A 21,143-nucleotide genomic window follows, 5' to 3' on the forward strand; every position below is an offset into this window, starting at 1 on the left:
AAATAGCATAGAGTATAATCGACTCACCCGGTCTACGCTTCGCTGGACCACCCTCTCTTCGCCTACGGCGGAAAGAGGGTAAAGAAAAAATAAAAATCCCCTCTATGTGCGAAGCGGAGAGAGGGGTGACGAGCGCAGCGATGTCGGGGTGAGCTGATACAATAGCCCTTCAAACATAATTTTATTTACAAACCCCATTAATCCATTCCCCAAAATTCAAGTCTGATAGAAAATAGCTTACCCTTCCAAGATAGCAGGTCAGCTTTTTTATTTGTTTATATATGATCGTTATAGTTAAAAAACGTTAAATAAATGACTGTACGTCAACTTTCTGTAGGTACATACGATTTGTTTTTACTTATTTTTGCTACATCAAATTTAAAGTCATGCAAAGGAAATTAATTATCATTGCCAGCTTACTGATAGGTAGTTTTTACAGCGGCGTAGTACACGCCCAGCAAACAACCGCTTTAGAACCAGATCAAAACCCAAGATATTTGGAAAGCCAGTATAAATATATGCGTGGGGCCGATAGCTTGAACAGCCTGCACGGCACTACGGTTCAAAACACGTATAAAGCTTACGACTGGTACGAGGCCAAACTGGAACGCCGCAGGCAAAACCGCGAATGGCGCCATGAGGAACGTATGAATGGTTATGATTATAGCCCATCATGGAGTGTCTATGGCGGCTACTCATACCCTTACAGCAATTGGGGTTGGAACAGTGGCTGGGGCGGTGGCTATGGAAACCGTTGGGGTGGTGGCTACGGCGGCCGCTGGGGCGGACGTACCAGTGTTGGTATAGGCTTTGGCTGGTAACAATTTACTCAAAATACAATCTTATTATATAAAACCCCGAACAATACACATGAAATTCAACAAAATTATAGCAGTTGCTGCCCTTGCAGTTTCAGGAATGTTAGTAGCCTCATGCTCCAGACAAGTAACACGTGTTAGTACAGACGAAACCATCGATATCAGCGGAAACTGGAACAACAGCGATTCGAGATTAGTAGCAGCCGACCTTACCGATAAAATATTGAACGCCGCCTGGATAAACACCCACCAGGAAGAACATCAGGGTAAAAGGCCTGTAGTTATTGTTGGCTTTGTTCAAAACAAAAGCCATGAACATATTGATGCCGAAACATTTGTAAAAGATGTTGAAAGCGCGTTTATACAAACCCAAAAAGTACGTTTGGTACAAGGCGGCAAAAAACGTGACGAATTACGTGCCGAAAAAGAAGATCAGCAAACCAACGCTACCGTTTCAAGCATGAAAAAATTCGGTTTGGAAAACGGAGCCGATTACATACTGCAAGGTTCTATCAACTCCATTGTTGATGCCCACAAACGTCAAAAAGTGGTTTATTACCAGGTTAACCTGGAACTGACCAATATCCAAACCAACGAAGTAGTTTGGATAGGCGAAAAGAAAATAGCCAAATACGTAAAAAACTAAGCCTGTTATATAGGAAGAGTCAAGATACAAGAATCAAGAGTCAAGACAATACAAAATTGATCTTTCCTCTTGATTCTTGACTCTTGACTCTTGATTCTTCCCAATAATGATAAACCTCCGCAAGTATATTCTCCAGGCATCGTCTGTTATAGGATTGATGCTTTTTTTGTCAGGCTGCGCATCTTATAATGACCGTATTCTTCCGTATTATAAAAATGTTTCGGCCGGGAATTACAAAGCTGCCGAGACAGAGCTGGACAAAAACAGCCTGATCCAAAAACCCCGTAACAGGCTCCTTTACCTGATGGAAAAGGGAAGGATAAGCCAACTGAACGGAGAATATAAAAACAGCAACCAGTATTTTAACGATGCCGACTCGATGTTGGAGCATGGTATGACAAGTGCTGCGGATGAGGCCGTTGGTGCATTGGTAAACCCCATGACGCAGCGGTATAAAGGCGAGGATTTTGAGAAATTCATGATCCATTATTACAAGGCGCTCAACTATATGTATCTGCATAATACCGAAGATGCCATAGTGGAAGCCAGGCGTATTAGCCTGCAAGCCCAGGTACAGGGCGATAAATTTAACAATAAAGATAGCCGTTACTCCAACGACGCGTTTTCGCTCATGCTGCAGGGGATGCTGTATGAAAGCAACAACGATGTGAATAACGCATTCATATCTTACCGTAACGCGGCTGAGCTATATCTGAAAAATCCTGATAAAACCTATTACGGCACCACGATGCCACTGGGGCTTCAGCAGGATGTAATTCGTACAGCCATGCTGAATGGATTTACAACCGAGGCCGATGAATTTGAAAAAGCCTTCGGCATGAGCAATTACGTGCTGCCCAAACCAAGTGAGGGCGGCGAGCTGATCCTTTTTTGGGAAAACGGTCTGGCTCCGGTTAAAACCCAGGTCGATTTATTTTTTAGCCTGATCAGGAACAACAACGGCGACCTCTTTTTTACAGACGCGGCCGGCGGATTAGTACTTCCATTTAATTACAGTGGCGACCGGAATAAAGTAAACACCAAATCGGTAGAAAGCCTGCGGGTGGCCTGGCCAAAATATGTGGCGCAAACCCCTTATTATTCGGGCGCGGTGGTCACCAATAACCAGCAGCAAATACCGCTTGAAAAAGCCGAGGACATCAATGAACTGGCCTTTAGAACATTACAACAACGTACCTTAAACGAAATGGGCAAGGTACTTTCCAGGCTGGCCGTAAAAAAGATAGCCGAATATTCGGTACGTGCCGCCGCTAAAGATAACAATGGTAATACCAACTCCTTATTGGAAGGCATAGGTTATGGTATACAGTTGTACAGTCTGCTATCAGAAAAAGCCGATACCCGCAACTGGCAAACGCTGCCATCGTACATTTCATATGCGCGCATACCGCTGCAAAAAGGCGAAAATCAGATCAGCCTTACCCTAAAAAACAGCCACGGTGCCGATGAAACCAAAACCATCAAAGTAAACGGTACAGGCCGCCTCCAGTTTTATAATTATTCATCATTGCGGTAAAAGGTGTAAGATAATCCCTACGTTTAATTTGTCATCCTGAGCGGAGCGAAGGATCTATCAGCGAGTAGATTCTTCGCTCCGCTCAGAATGACCAGGATTATTTACTTCGCACCTCAATGACGTATTTCTTATTAAAGCTCCCTACGCCTACCGCTCCATCCCATTGAAAATCCCAAACATTTTTTGTATCTTTAGGTACATTCCAAACACAGCCCTGCTTACTTGAATATTGTAAGCAGGGCTGTTTAATTAAAGAGATAAAAAGCCTAAAAATTAGAACTATTTACACGTATACTATTAATAGTCAATAGTATAAATCTTTTTAAATCATTTAAATTGTATCAAAAATTTGTTAAAAAGTGTTAAAATAGATTGTTTTGAATGAGTTTAGAGCAGTTTTCTATTCGTTTTTAGTCGATTTTCGATAGAAAAAGTGTTAAAATAAAGGTTTAAAAAGTTTTTGATCAACAAGAGCTGTTTGAATTTTATAATTATCTTTAATAAAGTAGTAACCAGTTTCAGGAACCCATCACTTTCAACCTATCATACCCATGGCCGAAAATAAAACCAAAGAAACCACTGCCAGTGTAGCCGAATTTCTGAATGCGGTAGCGGATGAAACCAAACGCAAAGACAGTTTCCGACTGGTACAGATCATGGAGGAGCAAACCGGCCTGGAAGCCAAAATGTGGGGACCTGCCATTGTGGGTTTTGGCAGCTGCCATTATAAATATGAAAGCGGCCGCGAGGGCGATATGCCCATGGTTGCTTTCTCCCCGCGCAAAGCCGAAATTACCCTTTACCTGATGCAGGACCCTGTGGAGAAAGAAAAATTGCTTGCCAATTTTGGCAAATACAAAACAGGAAAAGGCTGTATCTATGTCAAAAAACTGCAGGATATTCATGAAGATGTACTGCGGGAAATGATTACCTCCGCCGTTGGCTATTTAAAAACCAAATACTGCGCATCAATATCTTAAATAATTAAGCGCTGATATTTGGAATTTCATTAATTTTATCTTCTTTTGAACAAAGGTTCAAGGAGTTATCCTGATTAAACCACCAGACCCTTTATGCAGATATGCATTGTATACCAACAATAAACCAATTTAGAATACCAATTTATAAGCACTATTGCTGAATTTATAAAACACCTTGAAGAGGTTGTTAGGTGTTGAGTGTTGAACTTTCAAAGCTTAACAATAACTTAACTTATAAAATTAAGCATAGTAATACCTTAGTTATATAATTGCCCCTATTGATTATTTATAATGGATGATATAGAATTACTGTCGCAGGTAACAGCAGATGACAGGGAAGCCTTCAATTCCTTATTTCTAAAATATTATCCGTTATTATCAGATTTTTGCCGTTTTTTAGGTATAAACAGCGATGACGGTGAGGATATCATTGCAGATGTTTTCCTGGATCTGTGGGTAAAACGGGAAAGATTACGCATACATACCTCCCTAAAATCGTACCTGTACGGCGCTGTAAAAAACAGGGTTTACACCTTAAAAGGCAAAAATCAAAAGATGCCGCTACTGCCCGAAGAGTATGCATCCGATAAAGCCATCAGTGATCACCTTCGGCCCGATGAAATGCTTTTCAGAAAGGATCGCCGCCTGATGATCGAACGGTTTGTTGATGAATTGCCCGAACAAGGTCGACTCATTTTTTTAATGAACTGGCAACATCAGCTTGACTACCAGGAAATTGCCGAAATTTTAGGTATCTCTCCCCATACAGTAAAGACACATATTTACCGATCCGTAAATTATTTCCGGAAACGCCTGCTTTTTGTTAAGTAATTGGCTCCAATGTTAACATTATATTAAATCGTAAAATCTTGTAATCGAATTATGCCTTTTTGGATACTTACTTCAAAATGGCATACATGGATGAACATCACTACCTGTTGATTATAGGTTACCTGGAGGGAAAAATAACCGAAGAGGAAACCCAGTATTTATTACAAAAAGTTCAAACAGATAAGGAATTTTCCGACGCTTTTGAGGATATCGCCGAGATCTGGTCGGCAAAAAAGGCTGTACCCAATAATAGCAGCAAAGCCAATGAGGTATTAGCCCGTTTAAATAAAAAGATAGACGATCTGGAAGCAGCGGTCCCTGTTTCCCAAAGCAGATCAGTAAAAGCTGACCACCAGAATACCATTATTCTAAAATTACGCCCTATTCTGGCCATAGCCGCGTCGGCACTGATCCTGGCGGGTGCCTTTTGGTTGTATAAGGCTAAACTCAATAACAAACCGGCCAATACTCTGGCTATAGTCGAAAAACATACCGCTCCCGGCGAAAAGAAAAAGATCAATCTGCCGGATGGTACCGCGGTTACCCTTAACGCATCAAGCAGCTTGCGTATCGCTAATAGCTTTGGCGATGATAAGCGCGAGGTTTACTTGGATGGAGAAGCTTTTTTTGATGTAAAAAGGAATCCGCAAAAACCATTTATTGTACATACCGGCAAGATAGCTACCCAAGTACTGGGTACGCATTTCAACGTTTCGGCCTACCAAAACGATAGCAATATTACCGTATCACTGGTACAGGGTAAAGTTCAGGTGGATATGAATAATGACCCATCCAAACGCATCATCCTTGACCCTGGTAAACAAATGACCTATTCCAAAACCGATCACCAGGCCCATGTTTCCGATTTTATGACCGAAGATATTACCGGCTGGAAAGAAAACAAACTGGTATTTAACTATGACAGTTGGCCAGATGCCGCTAAAAAACTAAGCAGATGGTATGGCGTACCCGTTCAGTTAAAAGACACCACCCTGTTACGCTGCAAGCTGAAGGGCACTTTTGATAATATCCCGCTTGCTAAAGTGATGGAACAGATCAGGATAGTGGCGGATGTATCATGGCAAATGCAGGGCAATAAGATGATCATCTCCGGTAAATGCAACTAAACTCAAGAAAGGTAAAGTTTAATGAAGTAAAAAACACAAAACAACAACAGGCAGCATGATCAGATCATACTACCTGCTCCGTAATCAGGTTCTCGCCAAAGGACCCAATTCATTTTAGTAAAACAATCTCAAAAATATGAAAAAATATATATTCTCGCTTCTTAGTGCTATTTATTTGATGTGCACGGTTATACAAGCCAGTGCAGCCAATGTAAACCGCACATCGGATTCTATCAATTGCACGATACAGGTCTCCGAAAAATCCATCAAGGAGGTGTTTTCTTTGATAGAAAAACAGACCGGTTTACGCTTTATACATAACGCAACCGAAGCCCAGCTCAGCAAAAAGATCAGTCTTTCTGAAAATAACCAGCCTATTGATGAGGTATTAAAGAAAATAGCCAAACAATCTGGTTTAACATTCAAAAGGGTAGATCAAACCATATATGTACAAACCACCGCCAGGCTTATGAGGGTTAGCGGTAAAGTTATCGATGCGCAAACAGGCGAAACCCTACCAGGTGTATCGGTAAAGCTCAAAGGCAGCACCGATGGAACCGTAACTGATATTACAGGTAGCTACCATATCGAGGCTGCCGAAAACAATATTCTGGTATTTTCATTCATCGGTTACTTATCACAGGAACTTCCGGTTTCTGGCGGTACTCTCAACATATCTTTGAAAGCAGATCAGGCTGCGCTGAAAGAGGTAGTAGTGGTAGGTTACGGTAAGCAATCACGCCAACTGCTCACCAGCTCCATTGTATCTGTTCAAAATAAAGATTTTAATAAAGGCGCGTTCAGCAACCCGGCGCAGCTACTGCAAGGTAAGGTGGCAGGTCTGAACATTACTCGTTCAGGTGACCCAAACGAAGCACCTTCTATTAGCTTGAGGGGACCATCAACATTGCGCACAACCGGTGGTGCACAGGAGCCTTTTTATGTAATTGATGGTGTAGCTGGTGCCGATTACCGACTGGTATCGCCAGATGATATTGAAACCATTGACGTATTAAAAGATGCATCAGCAACAGCTATATATGGTACCCGCGCTGCTAACGGTGTAATTATCATCACTACCAAAAAAGGAAAAACGGGGCAGTCTGTAGTTTCCTATAATGCGTACGCGGGTATTGAAAATATCGCCAACAGCATTAAAATGATGAATGCCAGTCAGCTCAATGACTACTTAACAAAAAATGGGCTGGCGCTTGATCCATCTGATCAAAAAGGGGCCAATACCGACTGGCAAAAAGAAGTAAGCCGTACCGGATCTTCACAAAATCATAACGTTGCGCTTAGCGGTGGTTTTAATCAAACTACTTATAGCGCCTCAGTCAATTATTTTGATGATAAAGGTATACTGAAGGGAAGTGAATTAAGCCGGTTAACCACTAAGGCAGCTATTGAACAAAAAGCCTTTAATGATCATTTAAAACTGGGCTTGTCTGTAAATAACTCTTCCAGCACTTCTGATATTATACCTAACCAAAACATTGTTTTATACAATATGCTGCGTTATTTGCCAACTGTACCGGTAAAGCAAAACGGAGTATATACCGAAAACCTGCAACGGATACAATATTATAACCCGGTAGCATTACTGGCTGATGCAAATCAGCAAAGCAAAAGCAAATTAAACTTAATAAGCGCTACTGCCGAGTTAAAGTTGCCTTTTGGTTTTACCTATAACATAAACCTGTCGACACAAAATGAACAAGTTAACGGCGGGTCTTATTATAACAGTCAATACACACTTGACCAGGGTGTAAATGGCGAAGCTTATCGTTCATCATATGAAAACACGCATAAAGTAGGCGAAACATTCCTGACCTATGATAAAATTACCGGCAAGCATAACATTAATGTGCTGGCAGGTTATAGCTTACAGCAGGATGTAAATGGTGATGGTTTCCAGGCCAACAACCGTAATTTCCCTACAGATGATATTGGTTATTTGAACATCGGCTTGGGCTCTCCTCCAAATGGTTTTAAAACTGACTGGGGAAGTAATCTCTATCAAAAGCTACGCTTAATATCTTATTACAGCAGGGCCAAATACAGTTTTGATAACAAGTACCTGGTACAGTTATCATTAAGGCGCGATGGCTCGTCTGCCTTTGGCGCAAACAATAAATGGGGAACTTTCCCTTCGGCTTCGCTTGGCTGGCGGATCATTGAGGAGTCGTTCATGAAAAAACAGACCCTGTTTAATGATTTAAAATTGCGGGCCAGCTATGGTATCACCGGTAACTCCCTGGGTTTCGATCCGCTGATTGCGCAGATCAAATATGGTAATGTAGGCGCATTTTATAACAATGGCACATTTACCAATGCTATTGGCCCAACTCAAAACCCCAACCCCGATTTGAAATGGGAAAAAACTGCCATGTATAACCTTGGCTTGGATTTCTCTTTACTCAAAGGCAGGGTTAGCGGAACATTGGAAGTTTATGACAAAAAAACCAGCGACCTGATTTATTTTTATCCGGTATCAACCACACAATATTTTGCAAATACACTTACCGCCAACGTTGGCGATATTTCAAACAAAGGCTACGAAATAACGATTAATGCGACTCCTGTTCAGACCAGCAAATTCAGATGGAACACCTCACTTAACGTGGCCCATAATAATAACAAGCTGGTATCATTATCAAACTCTGCCTTTAAGCTCGATTCTATTCCGGTAGCAGAACCAGGTGGTCAGGGCGAAACTGGTTATAAAGTACAGATCCTGAAAACAGGCTATCCTGTTGGCCAGTTCCTTTTATATAAATATGCGGGCAAAAATGCCGCCGGTGTATCACAGTTTTACAGCCGCAGCGGCGGGCTTACCACCACCCCTACCTCAAAAGATTATTATTATGCCGGTAATGCACAGCCTAAACTGTTATTTGGTTTTAATAACAGCTTTGCCTACGGTAATTTTGACCTGAACGTATTTATAAGGGGCTCATTAGGCGGTAAAATACTGAACGCTACCCTGGCCGATCTGAACCGTACCAGTGATGTACGAAGCTATAACCTACCGGTTTCCTCGGCAAATGAATCGCCTAAGGATGTTAATGCCTATATATACTCAGATCGTTATATTGAGAGTGGTTCTTATTTAAGACTGGATAATGCAACGCTGGGTTATACCTTCCCTAAGTTTACACCGGGTATACGTAACCTTCGTCTGTATGTATCTGGCAATAACCTGGCTACCATAACCGGGTATAAGGGTATTGATCCCGAAGTATCATTAGGGGGGCTTACACCTGGTATTGATAATAAAAATTACTACCCGCGTACCAGGGCCTTCTTATTCGGTTTAAGTGCATCATTTTAAATCATCTCATTAACAGATCAACATGAAAACTTCCATTCATAAATACTGCGCTATTTTTTTAGCTGCAATAACCATATCATCATGCACCAAGGTTGATGTGCCGGTTGAAAGCGAATTAACCCCTGGCAATTTCCCTGTAACCCCCGCTCAGTTTATACTGGCATCTGGGGCAGCTTACGTACAATTAAGGGGCAGCTTTGCACAATCATACTGGCAAATGCAGAGCTTAAGTACCGACGAAGCCATTATGCCCGCAAGAGCAGGCGGCTGGCGCGATGGTGGCCGTTATCAGCAACTGCACTATCATAGCTGGAATGCTGACCTACCCGAAGTTGCCGATGCCTGGAGCTGGGGATTTGGTACCATAAGTACCTGTAACCGTGTTATTGCCAGTTTTGCCACATCGCCTGATAACGCGGCCAAAGCCACATCAATTGCCGAATTAAAAACAACCAGAGCCTTAGCACTTTTCTTTATGATGGACTTGTATGGCAATATTCCTGTAGTAACCACTTTTGGTTCTGCCGATAAGCCTTCCACCACCGCCCGTAAAGATGTATTTGCTTTTATTGAAAAAGAACTGCTTGCCGTTATTCCCAACCTAAGCCAGGTAGTTGATCAAACCACTTACGGTCGCCCAACTCAATATACCGCGTACGCCATATTGGCCAAAATGTACCTGAATGCACAGGTTTATACCGGCACATCCCGTTATGACGATGCGGTTAAAATGTGCGACCTGATTACAGCCTCAGGTAAATTCAGTTTGGCCGACGATTATCTGAAAATGTTCTATCCAGACAATGGCCCACAGATGAAAGAATTTATTTTCGCTATTCCTTATGACCACGCACAGGCACAGGGCGAACAATTTACCTGGTATAACCTGCACCCGGCATTACAAGCTAAATATGGTTTACTGTACCGTTTGAGCAATCCATGCAGCACGATACCATCCTATTATGCTCAGTTTAATGACCCTAATGATGTCCGTACAAGCCTTTGGCTTATTGGTAAACAGTATGATTTTGCCGGCAATCCTATCATTATTAAAACCACTAAGATTGGATTGGATGCATCCTATAAAGGTTCTGACCCTACTACCCCGGTTGATTATCAGCTAACCTTTACCCCTGATCTGACCCTGGTTGATGTACCCACCTTTGAGGTTGGCGGCGACGAATTGGGTAAAGCCAAAGGTATCCGTAATAACAAATACTATCCGGATGTTACCGCTACAGATCGTAACCAAAGCAATGATGTGCCGGTATTCCGTTATGCCGACGTATTGCTAATGAAAGCCGAAGCCATTTTAAGAGGAGCCACCCCAACCAATGGAGATAGCCCTTTGTCACTGGTTAATCAGTTAAGGGCAAAACGTAAAGCCGCTACTTGGTCAAGCATCGACCTGCCAAACCTGTTACAGGAACGCGCCCGTGAGCTGAACTGGGAAACCTGGAGAAGAAACGACCTGATCCGTTTTGGCAAATACGAAGAGTCATGGGGGTATAAAACCGATAAAGACGTCAACAAGCGCCTTTTCCCAATTCCTTCGTCCGAAATTATCCTGAATTCAAAACTGCAGCAAAATCCAGGTTATTAATTAGTACCCCTAAACCTTATCACGGCCCTTAGCTTTTAGCTAAGGGCTTTTTTTATTGACCAAAATTTTATAAATAGCACATGTAATTTTATAAAACATATCCGTTATAATGCTTTAACTTTGTTGTTAGATGAAAAGAGCAGCCGTTTTAAGCATAGCAGCATTTTACCTGTTACTCACTACAGGGATGTTCGTGTGCCTGGTACATTGTACCGGTCAAAGCTTAATGGGCAACAAAATGGCTATGCACGCCATGAACCAAAAAGCCTCCCACCATCATCATAAACATAGTACAAAAAGCGATGATTGCGATTGCTGCAAAAGCCATGGTAACTATGTGATTAAAGAAAACATAAAACCAGCCGGTGTTGATGAACAATCACCGTTGATGGCCATTATTACCAGGCCATTTCAATCTATCCCTGCTGCAACTCATTATATCGTTTTAAATACAGTTAAGCTAAGTTATGGTAAGGCCCCACCGGGTTTATCGGGCAAAGCGATAGCTATACAACAACGTTCTCTCCAGATCTGATCTGATAAGTAATCCCTTTTTAAAGCGGGGTAGTATAATGCCTTGCATCTTGAATTATATGGCTATAACCCTGGTCATTTACCGGCTATAACTATCAACTAAAAATTAATTACTTTTAATCTTAAAAAATCATGAGAACGTTAAAAACCTTCATTATACTTTTCACCGCATTTATCACTTATTCAACCGCTAAAGCCCAGGATAAAACAGCTAATACCGCTGTAAACAATGTACTGAGCGCTTACCTGGATGTTAAGAATGCACTTACTGCCGATAACAACGCCCAAACCAAGGCTAAAGCGAAAGACCTGTTAGCCGCCATTGCCGCAGTACCTATGGATAAGTTAACTGCCGATCAGCATAAACTGTGGATGACCTACGCCGAAAAACTGGAGTTTGACAGCCGTCACATCAGCCAGAGCGATGCCATTGATCACCAGCGTGAACATTTCACCAGTTTATCTAAAAACATGTATGAGGTAACCAAAGGACTTAAACTGAACACCAACACAGTTTATGAACAATACTGCCCTATGAAAAAGGCTACCTGGTTGAGCGAAACGAATGCCATTAAAAACCCATACTACGGCAAGCAAATGCTGACCTGTGGTAAAACTACAGAAACGTTGGCTCCGGCTGCCAAATAACAAACAGGCTTTTTTATGAAGACTTACCTTTTAATATGGGTAAATCTGTTCCTGGCGGCTACTGCTTTCGGTCAGCATCATATGTCTATGAAAATGGATCAGGGTGCAGGCGGTAAGCGGGAGCCTTTCTATACCAAAATAGGCAACAGGGAGATTTACCATTTATATATAGGCGATACTACGGTAAATTATACCGGTAAAGCCAGGCCAGCAATGGCCATTAACGGATCGATACCGGCACCCACCCTTACCTTTACCGAGGGTGACACCGCCGAGATATACGTACATAATAACATGATGATGGAAACATCCATCCACTGGCATGGGCTGATACTGCCTAACCGGTACGATGGGGTATCCTATCTGACTACGTCGCCGGTAAAGGCCGGTGAAACGCACCTGTACAAATTTCCGTTGGTGCAGCATGGCACTTACTGGTATCATTCCCATACCATGACGCAGCAGCAAAGTGGGATGTATGGGGCTTTCATCATCCATGAAAAAGAACCATCGCCCATTAAAGATTATACCTTGCTGCTGAGCGACTGGACAGATGATAATCCCGAACAGGTACAACGCCTGCTGCATAACGCTACCGATTGGTACGCTATACGTAAAGGCAGTACCCAGAACTATGCCGAAGCCATCAAAGAAGGCCAGTTTAAAACCAAGCTGACCAACGAATGGAAGCGGATGACAGCTATGGATGTAAGCGATGTTTTTTACGACCGCTTTTTTAGCAATGGCAAACCAGAGAACACCGCTCCACAATTTAAAGCCGGCGACCAGGTAAGACTGCATGTGGTTAACGGTAGTTCGTCGACCTATTTTTGGCTCAATTATGCAGGTGGCAAGATCACCGTAGTAGCCAATGATGGCGAAGATGTAGAGCCCATAAAGGTTGACCGGATGATCATCGCCACTGCCGAAACTTATGATGTAGTGGTCACCATTCCCAAAGATGGTAGTTATGAATTTTTAGCTACGCCCGAGGATCGAACCAAATACACATCGCTTTGGCTGGGCTCAGGTACACAGCATAAAGCCACCCATCTGTCGCGCCTTAAATATTTTGAGGGCATGAAAATGATGAACGGGATGATGGACATGCAAGGCAACATGAAGGAGATGGAGGGCATGACCATGACCAATCAGGTGATGGATATGAACACCGTGATGTATCCTGAAATAACCGGGGAAGCGAAAAAAGCCGCTGATCAAAAGAATCAAAAAGCCGACAAAATGGGTGGCATGAACATGAGCGGTAAAAAGGCTGATGATAAGGATATGGGCAATATGAATATGGATGGTATGGATATGGGCAGTAACTCGTCCGATATTGTTACCCTAAACTATGGTATGCTACGATCAACCAAAGTCACTACGTTGCCCGAAGGGCCAACCAAACTGCTCCGGTTTGACCTTACCGGCAACATGAACCGTTACGTGTGGACGATCAACAACAAAACCGTTTCCGAATCAGACAAGATCCTGATCAAGAAGGGCGAGAATGTGCGCATCATCCTGTATAACAACACCATGATGCGGCACCCTATGCACTTGCATGGACATTACTTTAGAGTATTGAACGGACAGGGTGATCATTCTCCCTTAAAAAATACGCTGGATATAATGCCGATGGAAAGGGATACCATCGAATTTAGAGCCAGTGAAAGTGGCGACTGGTTTTTTCACTGCCATATCCTTTACCACATGATGAGCGGTATGGGGCGTATATTCAGCTATGAAAATTCACCACCCAACCCGGAGATCCCCGATCCTGCCGCGGCCATCAAAAAGATATATGCCGATGACCAGCATTTTTATGCATCGGCAAGAGTAGGATTGGAAAGTAATGGCAGCGATGGTACAGCCGCACTGGCCAGCACCCGTTGGAAGTTTACAACCCTTTGGCACCTTGGCCTGCATGACCGTGATGGCTACGAAAGCGAAACCATGCTGGGCCGGTATTTTGGTCGTATGCAATGGCTATATGCTTATGGTGGCTTTGATTATCATTATAAGAAAGAAAATGGCGAGCCCGAGAAGAACCTGTTTGGCCAGGTAAGCAATAAGGATAACCGTAAAACCGTAGTTGCCGGATTGGCTTATACCCTGCCCATGCTGGTAGTAGCAGATGCCCGTATTGATGGTAATGGCAAGCTCAGATTTCAGTTAAGCAGGGATGATATACCGATTACCAGTCGCTTGCGTTTCACCTTTATGGGTAATACGGACAGGGAATATGCAGCCGGATTCAGGTATATTTTCACCCGCAATTTTGCGCTGTCCACTCATTATGATAGCGACATGGGTTTGGGCGGAGGCTTAACGCTTACCTATTAAAACAAAAGAGGCTGTACCATCAATCAAATTAACCAGTCTTGGTGTTGTGTTACCTATGAATTGAAATTTAGCCGATAATATTTATGCAAAAAGTGGGTTTACACTTTTTTCCGAAAAAAATACATAATTTATTGATTATCAAGTATATAAATCAATATTAACCATAAAATGTGTAAACCATGTAAACCCACTTTTTTTAATAGAGTCAAGCCCAGATGACACATCGCTTAAGTATCTGAATAAATCAAAAAAAGAGGCTGATCCTGATTTATGATACAACCTCCTTTTTTCGTCCTGTTTATATTTTCTTTGTCTTTATAAAATCCAACACCTTTTGAGTTTCCTGCGGGTAAACCGCGATGTGGTGATTGCGTAACAGATACGGCGCACTGGTTTTACCCTGGGAGCCTCCACCAACCATGATCACGTGCGATGATTGCTGCGGCATGTGGCAGTTGATACAATAGTTATTAATAGCTGAACCTATTTGCGGAGCCATTTTGCAAAAATTGTGCTTGGCTTCGCTATGGCAGCTCAAACATTTCTGGGTAAACATTCCTATATTTCGTTCCTGATTAACGTGCGGATCATGACAGGTATTGCAATCCATCTTACTCATGATAAAACACTTGCTGGCAGGCAACAACGCGCTTTGGTTACCATGTACATCAGGGCTTGGATGACTAGGATCATCAGGCAAAAATGTCATTTCCTTAAATTTCGACAAGGTATCACCCATATGAAAACTGTATGATGTACGCAAGAAACCGCCCTTTGTACCAGAGTGACAAACCGCACAGGCATCCATCTTTTGCCCTCTTGTTAAAGAAGCATAAGTGGTAATATATTTAGGTTTTTTTTCATCCGGATAAGCGGTATGATAATTAACGTGATTAGCAGCCGGGCCATGGCATCGTTCACAATCAATACCATAAATCAACGACGTTTTATCAAACCCAACCTGCATATGCGCCTGAGGCAGATCGCTGATATAGGACGTATGGCACTCCAGGCATTTACGCAATATAGGTCGCTGAAAATTTACACGGGTAGCATCATATCCCGGACTATTGGCCCAGCCATGTAAAGCTGTAAAATAGGATACAGGTAATTCAAACAATTGATCATTTTTCCAATACAAATAGGTTTGGGCATTAACCAGGCCTACAGTTATCTCAAACTTTTCGGCCTCGGTTTGTTTCTTGTTCATATATCCAGCCTGGTAAAGACTATCGCCCCGTTTTTCCATAGCTACCTGCAGCCCATTACCATAATCTAATATGTTAAAACCTTTAGCAAAATTACCCTTAATATTATCGGCCGAGGCAGGCCGTGTAGTTTGAAAATGAGCGGTATGAGTGTAGGAATTATAAACATCACTATGGCATTTAACACAACTCTCAGAACCGGCAAATAACTGCCCCCGGGGATCATTTTCCGGAGCTCCGGCGTTGTAACACTGCGTTAAAATAAAGCTTAAGGGGATAAGGGAAATTAAAACAAAAAAGAAGGTCTTTTTTTTAAGCATGTCCTTAATTCACAAATTGGGATACAATGGTTTAAATCTGATTTTATTGGCCGGGGTACGCTTATAAAACCAACAACAATTTACCGCAATAATTATATAAAACAAATAAAAAAACAAAGGGCCGCCACATCACGCGGCAGCCCTTCTATATAAGCGGTTATATTAATTATAGCCTGGATTTTGTTTTACCTTGCTGCCATTAGTTGTTTCATTCAATGGGATAGGTAAAATTTCATTGAGACCTGCTTTAAAGCCCTTGAACGCTAACGCGGTAGGTGCCTGTCCCCAGCGTACCAGGTCAAACCAGCGATGACCTTCAGTAGCCAGCTCTAAACGACGCTCTATATAAATATTATCAAGCGTAGCCGGTACAGATGGTAAACCCACACGGCTACGTACTGCATCAAGCAAAGTTTGTGCACGTGCAGTACTGCCACCACCATTCAGATCAGCTTCTGCTTCCATTAGGTAAGTATCAGCTAAACGTATCTCGATATAATCATTAGGCCAGTTAAGCTCGGTGATACCAGTTGTTACTTTATTAGCATTTATAGGTGCATATTTCTGTATAAAGTAACCGGTGTTCTGATAGCTTGGTGAATAGCTTGTTTTAGTAGCTTTGGTTAAGCTGTCGATATTTACAACAGTATAACCATAACGGGGATCGCCTTTCATTGCGGTAGCCAATTGTGTAGTAACCGGGCTAAACCCATAACCTCCACTGTAATAAATTGGACCGGTATAGCTTCTTGGGCCAACCATTTGTACATACACGTTTGATTTAAACTGATCCCAGTTACTCCAGGTATAGCTTTGTGTACCAGAGTGTACCAATTCAAATATCGACTCACTGTTGAACTTGTTTTTGGTGCTGAATATATCACCATAATTAGGCAATAATTTATAGCTGTAGTTGGTATTTACATCATTTAACAAACGTGCAGCGTCCGACCATTTTTTCTCATATAAGTAAACTTTACCTAAAAGGGCCTTGGCAGCGCCTTGAGATACACGACCATTCTCGGCAGGGATTATAGTTACCGGTAAGCCATCAATAGCTGCTAAAAGGTCCTTTTCTATTTGAGCATATACAGCATCCGGCGTAGCTTGTGGCTGATCATAAACGTTAGTCAGATTTAATGTAGATAAAATCAGCGGTACGTTTTTAAATAACCGAACCAGGTCAAAATAATAGTGCGCACGCAGGAACTGGCCTTCGGCAGTATATCTTTTTAACAAATCGGCACTTAAACCCGGCACTGCAGGCAATTGCTCCAACAACACGTCGGCACGGTTTACACCCTGAAAGTTAATAGCCCAGAATTGATTTTGCGGGCCAACAGTTGGAGACAGGGTATAATTATTAATCGCCTGCCATGCAGGTACGTCTGACGAGCTACCGCCACCTGCAAAACAATCGTCCGATGCTGCATTCAATGCACCCAGTGGCGATGAATAGGTATTATCAATACCACCTGTTTCAGTAACCAAAGGATCATAAGCGGCCACTACAGCAGTAAGCGCCTGTGCGGGATTGGCATAATAGTTAGACTGAAGAAACTGCCCTTGTGGCGTTAATTCCAGGAATGATTTTTTACAGGAAGCTAAAGCACCTACGCCCAGTAAAATTGCCCCTGTATATATAATATATTTTGATTTCATGATCAATCTTGTTATTTGTTATTATAAAGTAATGTCTAAACCAGCCATAAATGTGCGGGCCTGCGGATAGATACCCATGTCAATACCACCACTTATTTCAGGATCATAGCCTTTGTAACCGGTAATGGTTACCAGGTTGTTACTGCTTAAAAACACCCTAACCTTTTTAACATCTGCCGACTTTAACCAGCTCTGTGGCAGATTATAACCTAACTGCAGGGTTTTAATACGGAAGTACGCACCATTTTGCAGGTAAAAGTTTGATGGGTTTTTAAAGTTATTATTTGGATCGGCATCTGTTAAACGTGGATAATTACTACCTGCATTATCGGGCGTCCAGGCGTTTACAGCCGCGATAGGGTAATTTGCTGAAGCGATATCTAACCTACGGTAAGCCTGATAAATTTTATTACCCCAAACACCCTGACCAAATATTTTAATGTCAAAGTTTTTGTAGCTGGCGTTAAAGTTTACACCATAAGTAAAGGTAGGCAGTGGATTGCCCAGGAATTTACGATCTGATGCGGTTATTTTACCATCGCCATCAATATCTGCCCATTTAAAATCACCTGGTTTAGCATTAGGCTGTATTTTTTGCCCGTTTTTAGTATACGCATCAATTTCGGCCTGTGAGTGGAACACACCCAGCTCCTGGAAGCCATAGAAAGCACCCACCGGCTGACCAACAGCGGTACGGCCAATTTCATAGGTTGAGCTTTGTACAGTACCTACAGTAAAATAGTTGATCTGGTTACCCAGGCTAGTTACCTCATTGTGGTTATAAGAGATATTACCACCTACGTTGTAATTAAAATCACCCACTTTGCCAGTATACCCCAGACTTAACTCCACACCTTTGTTTTCCATATCACCAACGTTGGCAAATGGTTGGCCATTAAAACCGGCATAAGTTGGTAATTGAATTTGTTGTAACATGCCTTTGGTCAGTTTCCTGTACACATCAAATGTCACGCTCAGGTTATTAAATAAAGTAGCGTCAAAACCAATGTCAGCTGTACGGGTTTCTTCCCATTTCAAACTCGGGTTAGCCGGAGCATTAGGACTATAACCAACAATCAGGTTATCATTACCAAATACATAATTACGACCACTGCCAATAGTTGCAGCATAAGCAAAATCGCCAACGGCCATCTCATTACCAACAATACCATATGAACCACGCAGCTTAATAAAATCAGCAAAAGTATTTTTCGGGAACCAATCTTCACGGCTGATCACATAACCAGCTTCAGCAGATGGGAACGTACCATAAGCATTGTTACTGCCAAATCTTGATGAACCATCGCGGCGGATGATACCGGTGAACAGGTATTTTTGATCATAATCATAAGTCACCCTACCAAAATAAGAGGCCAGTGTGTGTGGTTGAGCAATTATACCTGTGGCAATTCTATTGGCTGCGGGTAAAGCAAATCCTGTTGAGGCATCGGCAAATGAATTTACCGGTTCACCAATAAATGTACCTCCTAAGCCAGACGATGTTATTTTCTGTGCACTGGTACCTATTAAAGCAGATAAATTATGCTTACCGAATGAACGGGTATAGGTTGCTGTGTTATCCCAGTTCCATGACAAATTTCTGTCGTTTTCCTGATACTGTGAAGTGTTTGATAAATTGCTTGTGCTTGAGTTAAGATAGTAAAGCGGCGTAAAACCATCCTGACCATAGTATGATTGTTTAGCACCTATTTGTGTACGGATCTTTAAACCCTCAATCGGCTCAATCTCAGCAAAAGCATTACCCAAAAGATTGGTAGCATAGGTATAATTACCTACACGGGTTTGAGCGTATGCAAAAGGATTAGTGATTTCCTGTGATACATAGTTGGATATACCATATGGTAAACCCTGCGCATTTCTTACAATATAGTTAGCTTGATCTGTATAAACAGATGCGTTTGGTTGAGCACCGATATTACTTACTGTTACCGGAGTAAGTGGGTCAAGGTTTAAAGCAGAACTAAGCGGGCCGCCAAATACACTATTTGTATTACCTACACTCTTATTTCGGTTATAGGAATAAGTGAAGTTTTCACCAATGGTAAACCATTTTTTTACTTTATATGTGGTGTTTGTTGTAAAGTTGAATTTCTTATAATCAGAAATATCAGGCATTACGATACCTTTTTGATCAAGGTAGCCAAAAGAAGTATAATAAGTAGCTTTATCTGTAGCACCACTGATATTCAGGTTATGGTTCTGGATCAAAGCGTTATTGCTGAATATCTCATTCTGCCAGTTGGTACCTGTACCTAATGATCCCGGATTGGTGAATATAGGAGCTTTGCCATCGTTAACCTGTGCTTCATTCCTTAAAGTGGCATACTGTGACGCATTGGCCAATTTAATCTTGCTTACCGGCCCCTGAAAACCAACATAGCCGTTATAGCTAATTACCGCGTCGCCTTTTTTGCCTTTTTTGGTAGTGATAAGGATAACGCCATTTGATGAACGTGAACCGTAGATAGCCGCAGATGCATCTTTCAAAACCTCCGTCGATTCGACATCATTAGGATTCAATAATGATATGTCATCAACAACAACACCGTCAACAACATATAACGGATCGCTATTTATTCTTGACGTAACACCCCTTATGCGTATTTGCGGAGCAGCACCAGGCTGACCAGAACTTTGTACAACACTTACACCACTAACGCGACCTCTTAATGCATCATCAATGCGGGTTACCTGTTGATCTTGTATATCGGCCGCTTTAACACTGCTTATAGCACCGGTAACGGTAGCTTTCTTTTGTGTACCGTAACCTACTACTACAACTTCATTCAAGTTTTTTATATTCTCAACCAGTGTTATGGTAATGTTGGTTTGATTACCCACAGTTACTTCCTGGTTATTATAACCAATATAGGCAATTACCAGTACAGCATTTGGGCCGGATACATTCAGCTTAAAGTTACCATTCAGGTCAGTCGACACTCCATTGGTAGTTCCTTTTTCAAGGATGCTGGCACCAATAATAGGCTCACCCGTCTTGTCAACTACCTTACCGGTTATTGGTGTTGCAGCAACATCCGTCGCTGTATTTACCTTAGCAGCAACAGCAGCTGGAGTGGTTTCGTTAGCAGTAGTACCAGCCTTACCCAAGACAATTCTGTCCTGCAGTACCTCGTAGCTGATGCCTTTACTTTTTAATACCTCGTCAAGCACATTTTTAAGCGGCTCGTTTTCCATGTTAACAGAAACCTTCTGAGTGCCGTTGATAGCTGTGCTGCTGTATATAAATTTAACATTATCATTTTTTTGCAAATGAGTTAATACATCAACCAGGGTAGTATTGTTTAATGATATACTTACCTTTTTATCAAGTATACCCTGGGCATTCAAGGTGTTTGAATATGCCATACCGGTTAACATGGTTGATATCAGAATTTGAATAAATGTTATCCTCATGATTTGATACCAGGGAATAGGTGTTCGTAAACGAAATTTCATATATTTGTTATGTTTCTTTTTAAAAATGAGACAATTAACGCCCCTCCACCATTAAAAAATGGTGTCAATTGA

The 21,143-nt window shown here is 42.0% G+C and carries 14 protein-coding genes; 11 read left to right on the forward strand and 3 right to left on the reverse strand.

Going from position 1 to position 21,143, the window contains the following annotated elements:
- Nucleotides 1-386 precede the first annotated feature (386 nt).
- From BW976_RS21325 to BW976_RS28920, 11 genes are all read left to right on the forward strand, one after another.
- On the forward strand, nucleotides 387-821 hold the full coding sequence (locus BW976_RS21325) for a hypothetical protein (protein WP_076376280.1): 435 nt from the start codon (nucleotides 387-389) through the stop codon (nucleotides 819-821).
- A 49-nt stretch (nucleotides 822-870) separates the two neighbouring features.
- The gene (locus BW976_RS21330; protein ID WP_076376282.1) at nucleotides 871-1,464 is read left to right on the forward strand and encodes a penicillin-binding protein activator LpoB; all 594 of its coding nucleotides are present in this window, start codon (nucleotides 871-873) and stop codon (nucleotides 1,462-1,464) included.
- Between the two features lie 106 nt (nucleotides 1,465-1,570).
- On the forward strand, nucleotides 1,571-3,001 hold the full coding sequence (locus tag BW976_RS21335) for a COG3014 family protein (RefSeq protein ID WP_076376284.1): 1,431 nt from the start codon (nucleotides 1,571-1,573) through the stop codon (nucleotides 2,999-3,001).
- A 551-nt stretch (nucleotides 3,002-3,552) separates the two neighbouring features.
- Nucleotides 3,553-3,981, forward strand: a complete 429-nt coding sequence (locus BW976_RS21340) for a DUF1801 domain-containing protein (protein WP_076376286.1) — start codon at nucleotides 3,553-3,555, stop codon at nucleotides 3,979-3,981.
- Between the two features lie 291 nt (nucleotides 3,982-4,272).
- Entirely contained in the window at nucleotides 4,273-4,812 is a 540-nt protein-coding gene (locus BW976_RS21345) for an RNA polymerase sigma factor (RefSeq protein ID WP_076376288.1), read from the forward strand.
- Between the two features lie 86 nt (nucleotides 4,813-4,898).
- A complete protein-coding gene (locus tag BW976_RS21350; RefSeq protein ID WP_076376290.1) occupies nucleotides 4,899-5,939 on the forward strand; it encodes a FecR family protein in 1,041 nt (346 codons plus the stop codon).
- A 136-nt stretch (nucleotides 5,940-6,075) separates the two neighbouring features.
- Complete coding sequence (locus BW976_RS21355; RefSeq protein WP_084192296.1) at nucleotides 6,076-9,273, forward strand: TonB-dependent receptor; 3,198 nt, start codon at nucleotides 6,076-6,078, stop codon at nucleotides 9,271-9,273.
- A gap of 22 nt (nucleotides 9,274-9,295) precedes the next feature.
- The gene (locus BW976_RS21360; protein ID WP_076376292.1) at nucleotides 9,296-10,876 is read left to right on the forward strand and encodes a RagB/SusD family nutrient uptake outer membrane protein; all 1,581 of its coding nucleotides are present in this window, start codon (nucleotides 9,296-9,298) and stop codon (nucleotides 10,874-10,876) included.
- A gap of 130 nt (nucleotides 10,877-11,006) precedes the next feature.
- Nucleotides 11,007-11,411: an HYC_CC_PP family protein gene (locus BW976_RS21365; RefSeq protein WP_076376294.1), complete on the forward strand. Its 405-nt coding sequence runs from the start codon at nucleotides 11,007-11,009 to the stop codon at nucleotides 11,409-11,411.
- 131 nt (nucleotides 11,412-11,542) lie between these two features.
- Complete coding sequence (locus tag BW976_RS21370; RefSeq protein WP_076376296.1) at nucleotides 11,543-12,058, forward strand: DUF3347 domain-containing protein; 516 nt, start codon at nucleotides 11,543-11,545, stop codon at nucleotides 12,056-12,058.
- Between the two features lie 15 nt (nucleotides 12,059-12,073).
- Nucleotides 12,074-14,404 carry a multicopper oxidase domain-containing protein gene (locus BW976_RS28920; protein ID WP_217696289.1) on the forward strand — a complete coding sequence of 777 codons (2,331 nt, stop codon included), beginning with the start codon at nucleotides 12,074-12,076 and terminating at the stop codon, nucleotides 14,402-14,404.
- 298 nt (nucleotides 14,405-14,702) lie between these two features.
- Here BW976_RS28920 and BW976_RS21390 read toward each other — a convergent pair whose 3' ends face one another.
- From BW976_RS21390 to BW976_RS21400, 3 genes are all read right to left on the reverse strand, one after another.
- Nucleotides 14,703-15,932 carry a multiheme c-type cytochrome gene (locus BW976_RS21390; RefSeq protein WP_076376298.1) on the reverse strand — a complete coding sequence of 410 codons (1,230 nt, stop codon included), beginning with the start codon at nucleotides 15,930-15,932 and terminating at the stop codon, nucleotides 14,703-14,705.
- A 162-nt stretch (nucleotides 15,933-16,094) separates the two neighbouring features.
- On the reverse strand, nucleotides 16,095-17,594 hold the full coding sequence (locus BW976_RS21395) for a RagB/SusD family nutrient uptake outer membrane protein (RefSeq protein ID WP_076376300.1): 1,500 nt from the start codon (nucleotides 17,592-17,594) through the stop codon (nucleotides 16,095-16,097).
- 21 nt (nucleotides 17,595-17,615) lie between these two features.
- The gene (locus BW976_RS21400) at nucleotides 17,616-21,071 is read right to left on the reverse strand and encodes a TonB-dependent receptor (protein ID WP_217696290.1); all 3,456 of its coding nucleotides are present in this window, start codon (nucleotides 21,069-21,071) and stop codon (nucleotides 17,616-17,618) included.
- Between the last annotated feature and the right edge of the window lie 72 nt (nucleotides 21,072-21,143).

Source organism: Mucilaginibacter lappiensis (assembly GCF_900155965.1).
Classification (GTDB): domain Bacteria; phylum Bacteroidota; class Bacteroidia; order Sphingobacteriales; family Sphingobacteriaceae; genus Mucilaginibacter; species Mucilaginibacter lappiensis.

Coding starts and splice junctions, on each gene's coding strand:
- BW976_RS21325 (WP_076376280.1), top strand. CDS start 387: ATGCAAAGGAAATTAATTATCATTGCCAGCTTACTGATAGGTAGTTTT.
- BW976_RS21365 (WP_076376294.1), top strand. CDS start 11,007: ATGAAAAGAGCAGCCGTTTTAAGCATAGCAGCATTTTACCTGTTACTC.
- BW976_RS21345 (WP_076376288.1), top strand. CDS start 4,273: ATGGATGATATAGAATTACTGTCGCAGGTAACAGCAGATGACAGGGAA.
- BW976_RS21390 (WP_076376298.1), bottom strand. CDS start 15,932: ATGCTTAAAAAAAAGACCTTCTTTTTTGTTTTAATTTCCCTTATCCCC.
- BW976_RS21340 (WP_076376286.1), top strand. CDS start 3,553: ATGGCCGAAAATAAAACCAAAGAAACCACTGCCAGTGTAGCCGAATTT.
- BW976_RS21395 (WP_076376300.1), bottom strand. CDS start 17,594: ATGAAATCAAAATATATTATATATACAGGGGCAATTTTACTGGGCGTA.
- BW976_RS21335 (WP_076376284.1), top strand. CDS start 1,571: ATGATAAACCTCCGCAAGTATATTCTCCAGGCATCGTCTGTTATAGGA.
- BW976_RS21400 (WP_217696290.1), bottom strand. CDS start 21,071: ATGAAATTTCGTTTACGAACACCTATTCCCTGGTATCAAATCATGAGG.
- BW976_RS28920 (WP_217696289.1), top strand. CDS start 12,074: ATGAAGACTTACCTTTTAATATGGGTAAATCTGTTCCTGGCGGCTACT.
- BW976_RS21350 (WP_076376290.1), top strand. CDS start 4,899: ATGGATGAACATCACTACCTGTTGATTATAGGTTACCTGGAGGGAAAA.
- BW976_RS21355 (WP_084192296.1), top strand. CDS start 6,076: ATGAAAAAATATATATTCTCGCTTCTTAGTGCTATTTATTTGATGTGC.
- BW976_RS21370 (WP_076376296.1), top strand. CDS start 11,543: ATGAGAACGTTAAAAACCTTCATTATACTTTTCACCGCATTTATCACT.
- BW976_RS21360 (WP_076376292.1), top strand. CDS start 9,296: ATGAAAACTTCCATTCATAAATACTGCGCTATTTTTTTAGCTGCAATA.
- BW976_RS21330 (WP_076376282.1), top strand. CDS start 871: ATGAAATTCAACAAAATTATAGCAGTTGCTGCCCTTGCAGTTTCAGGA.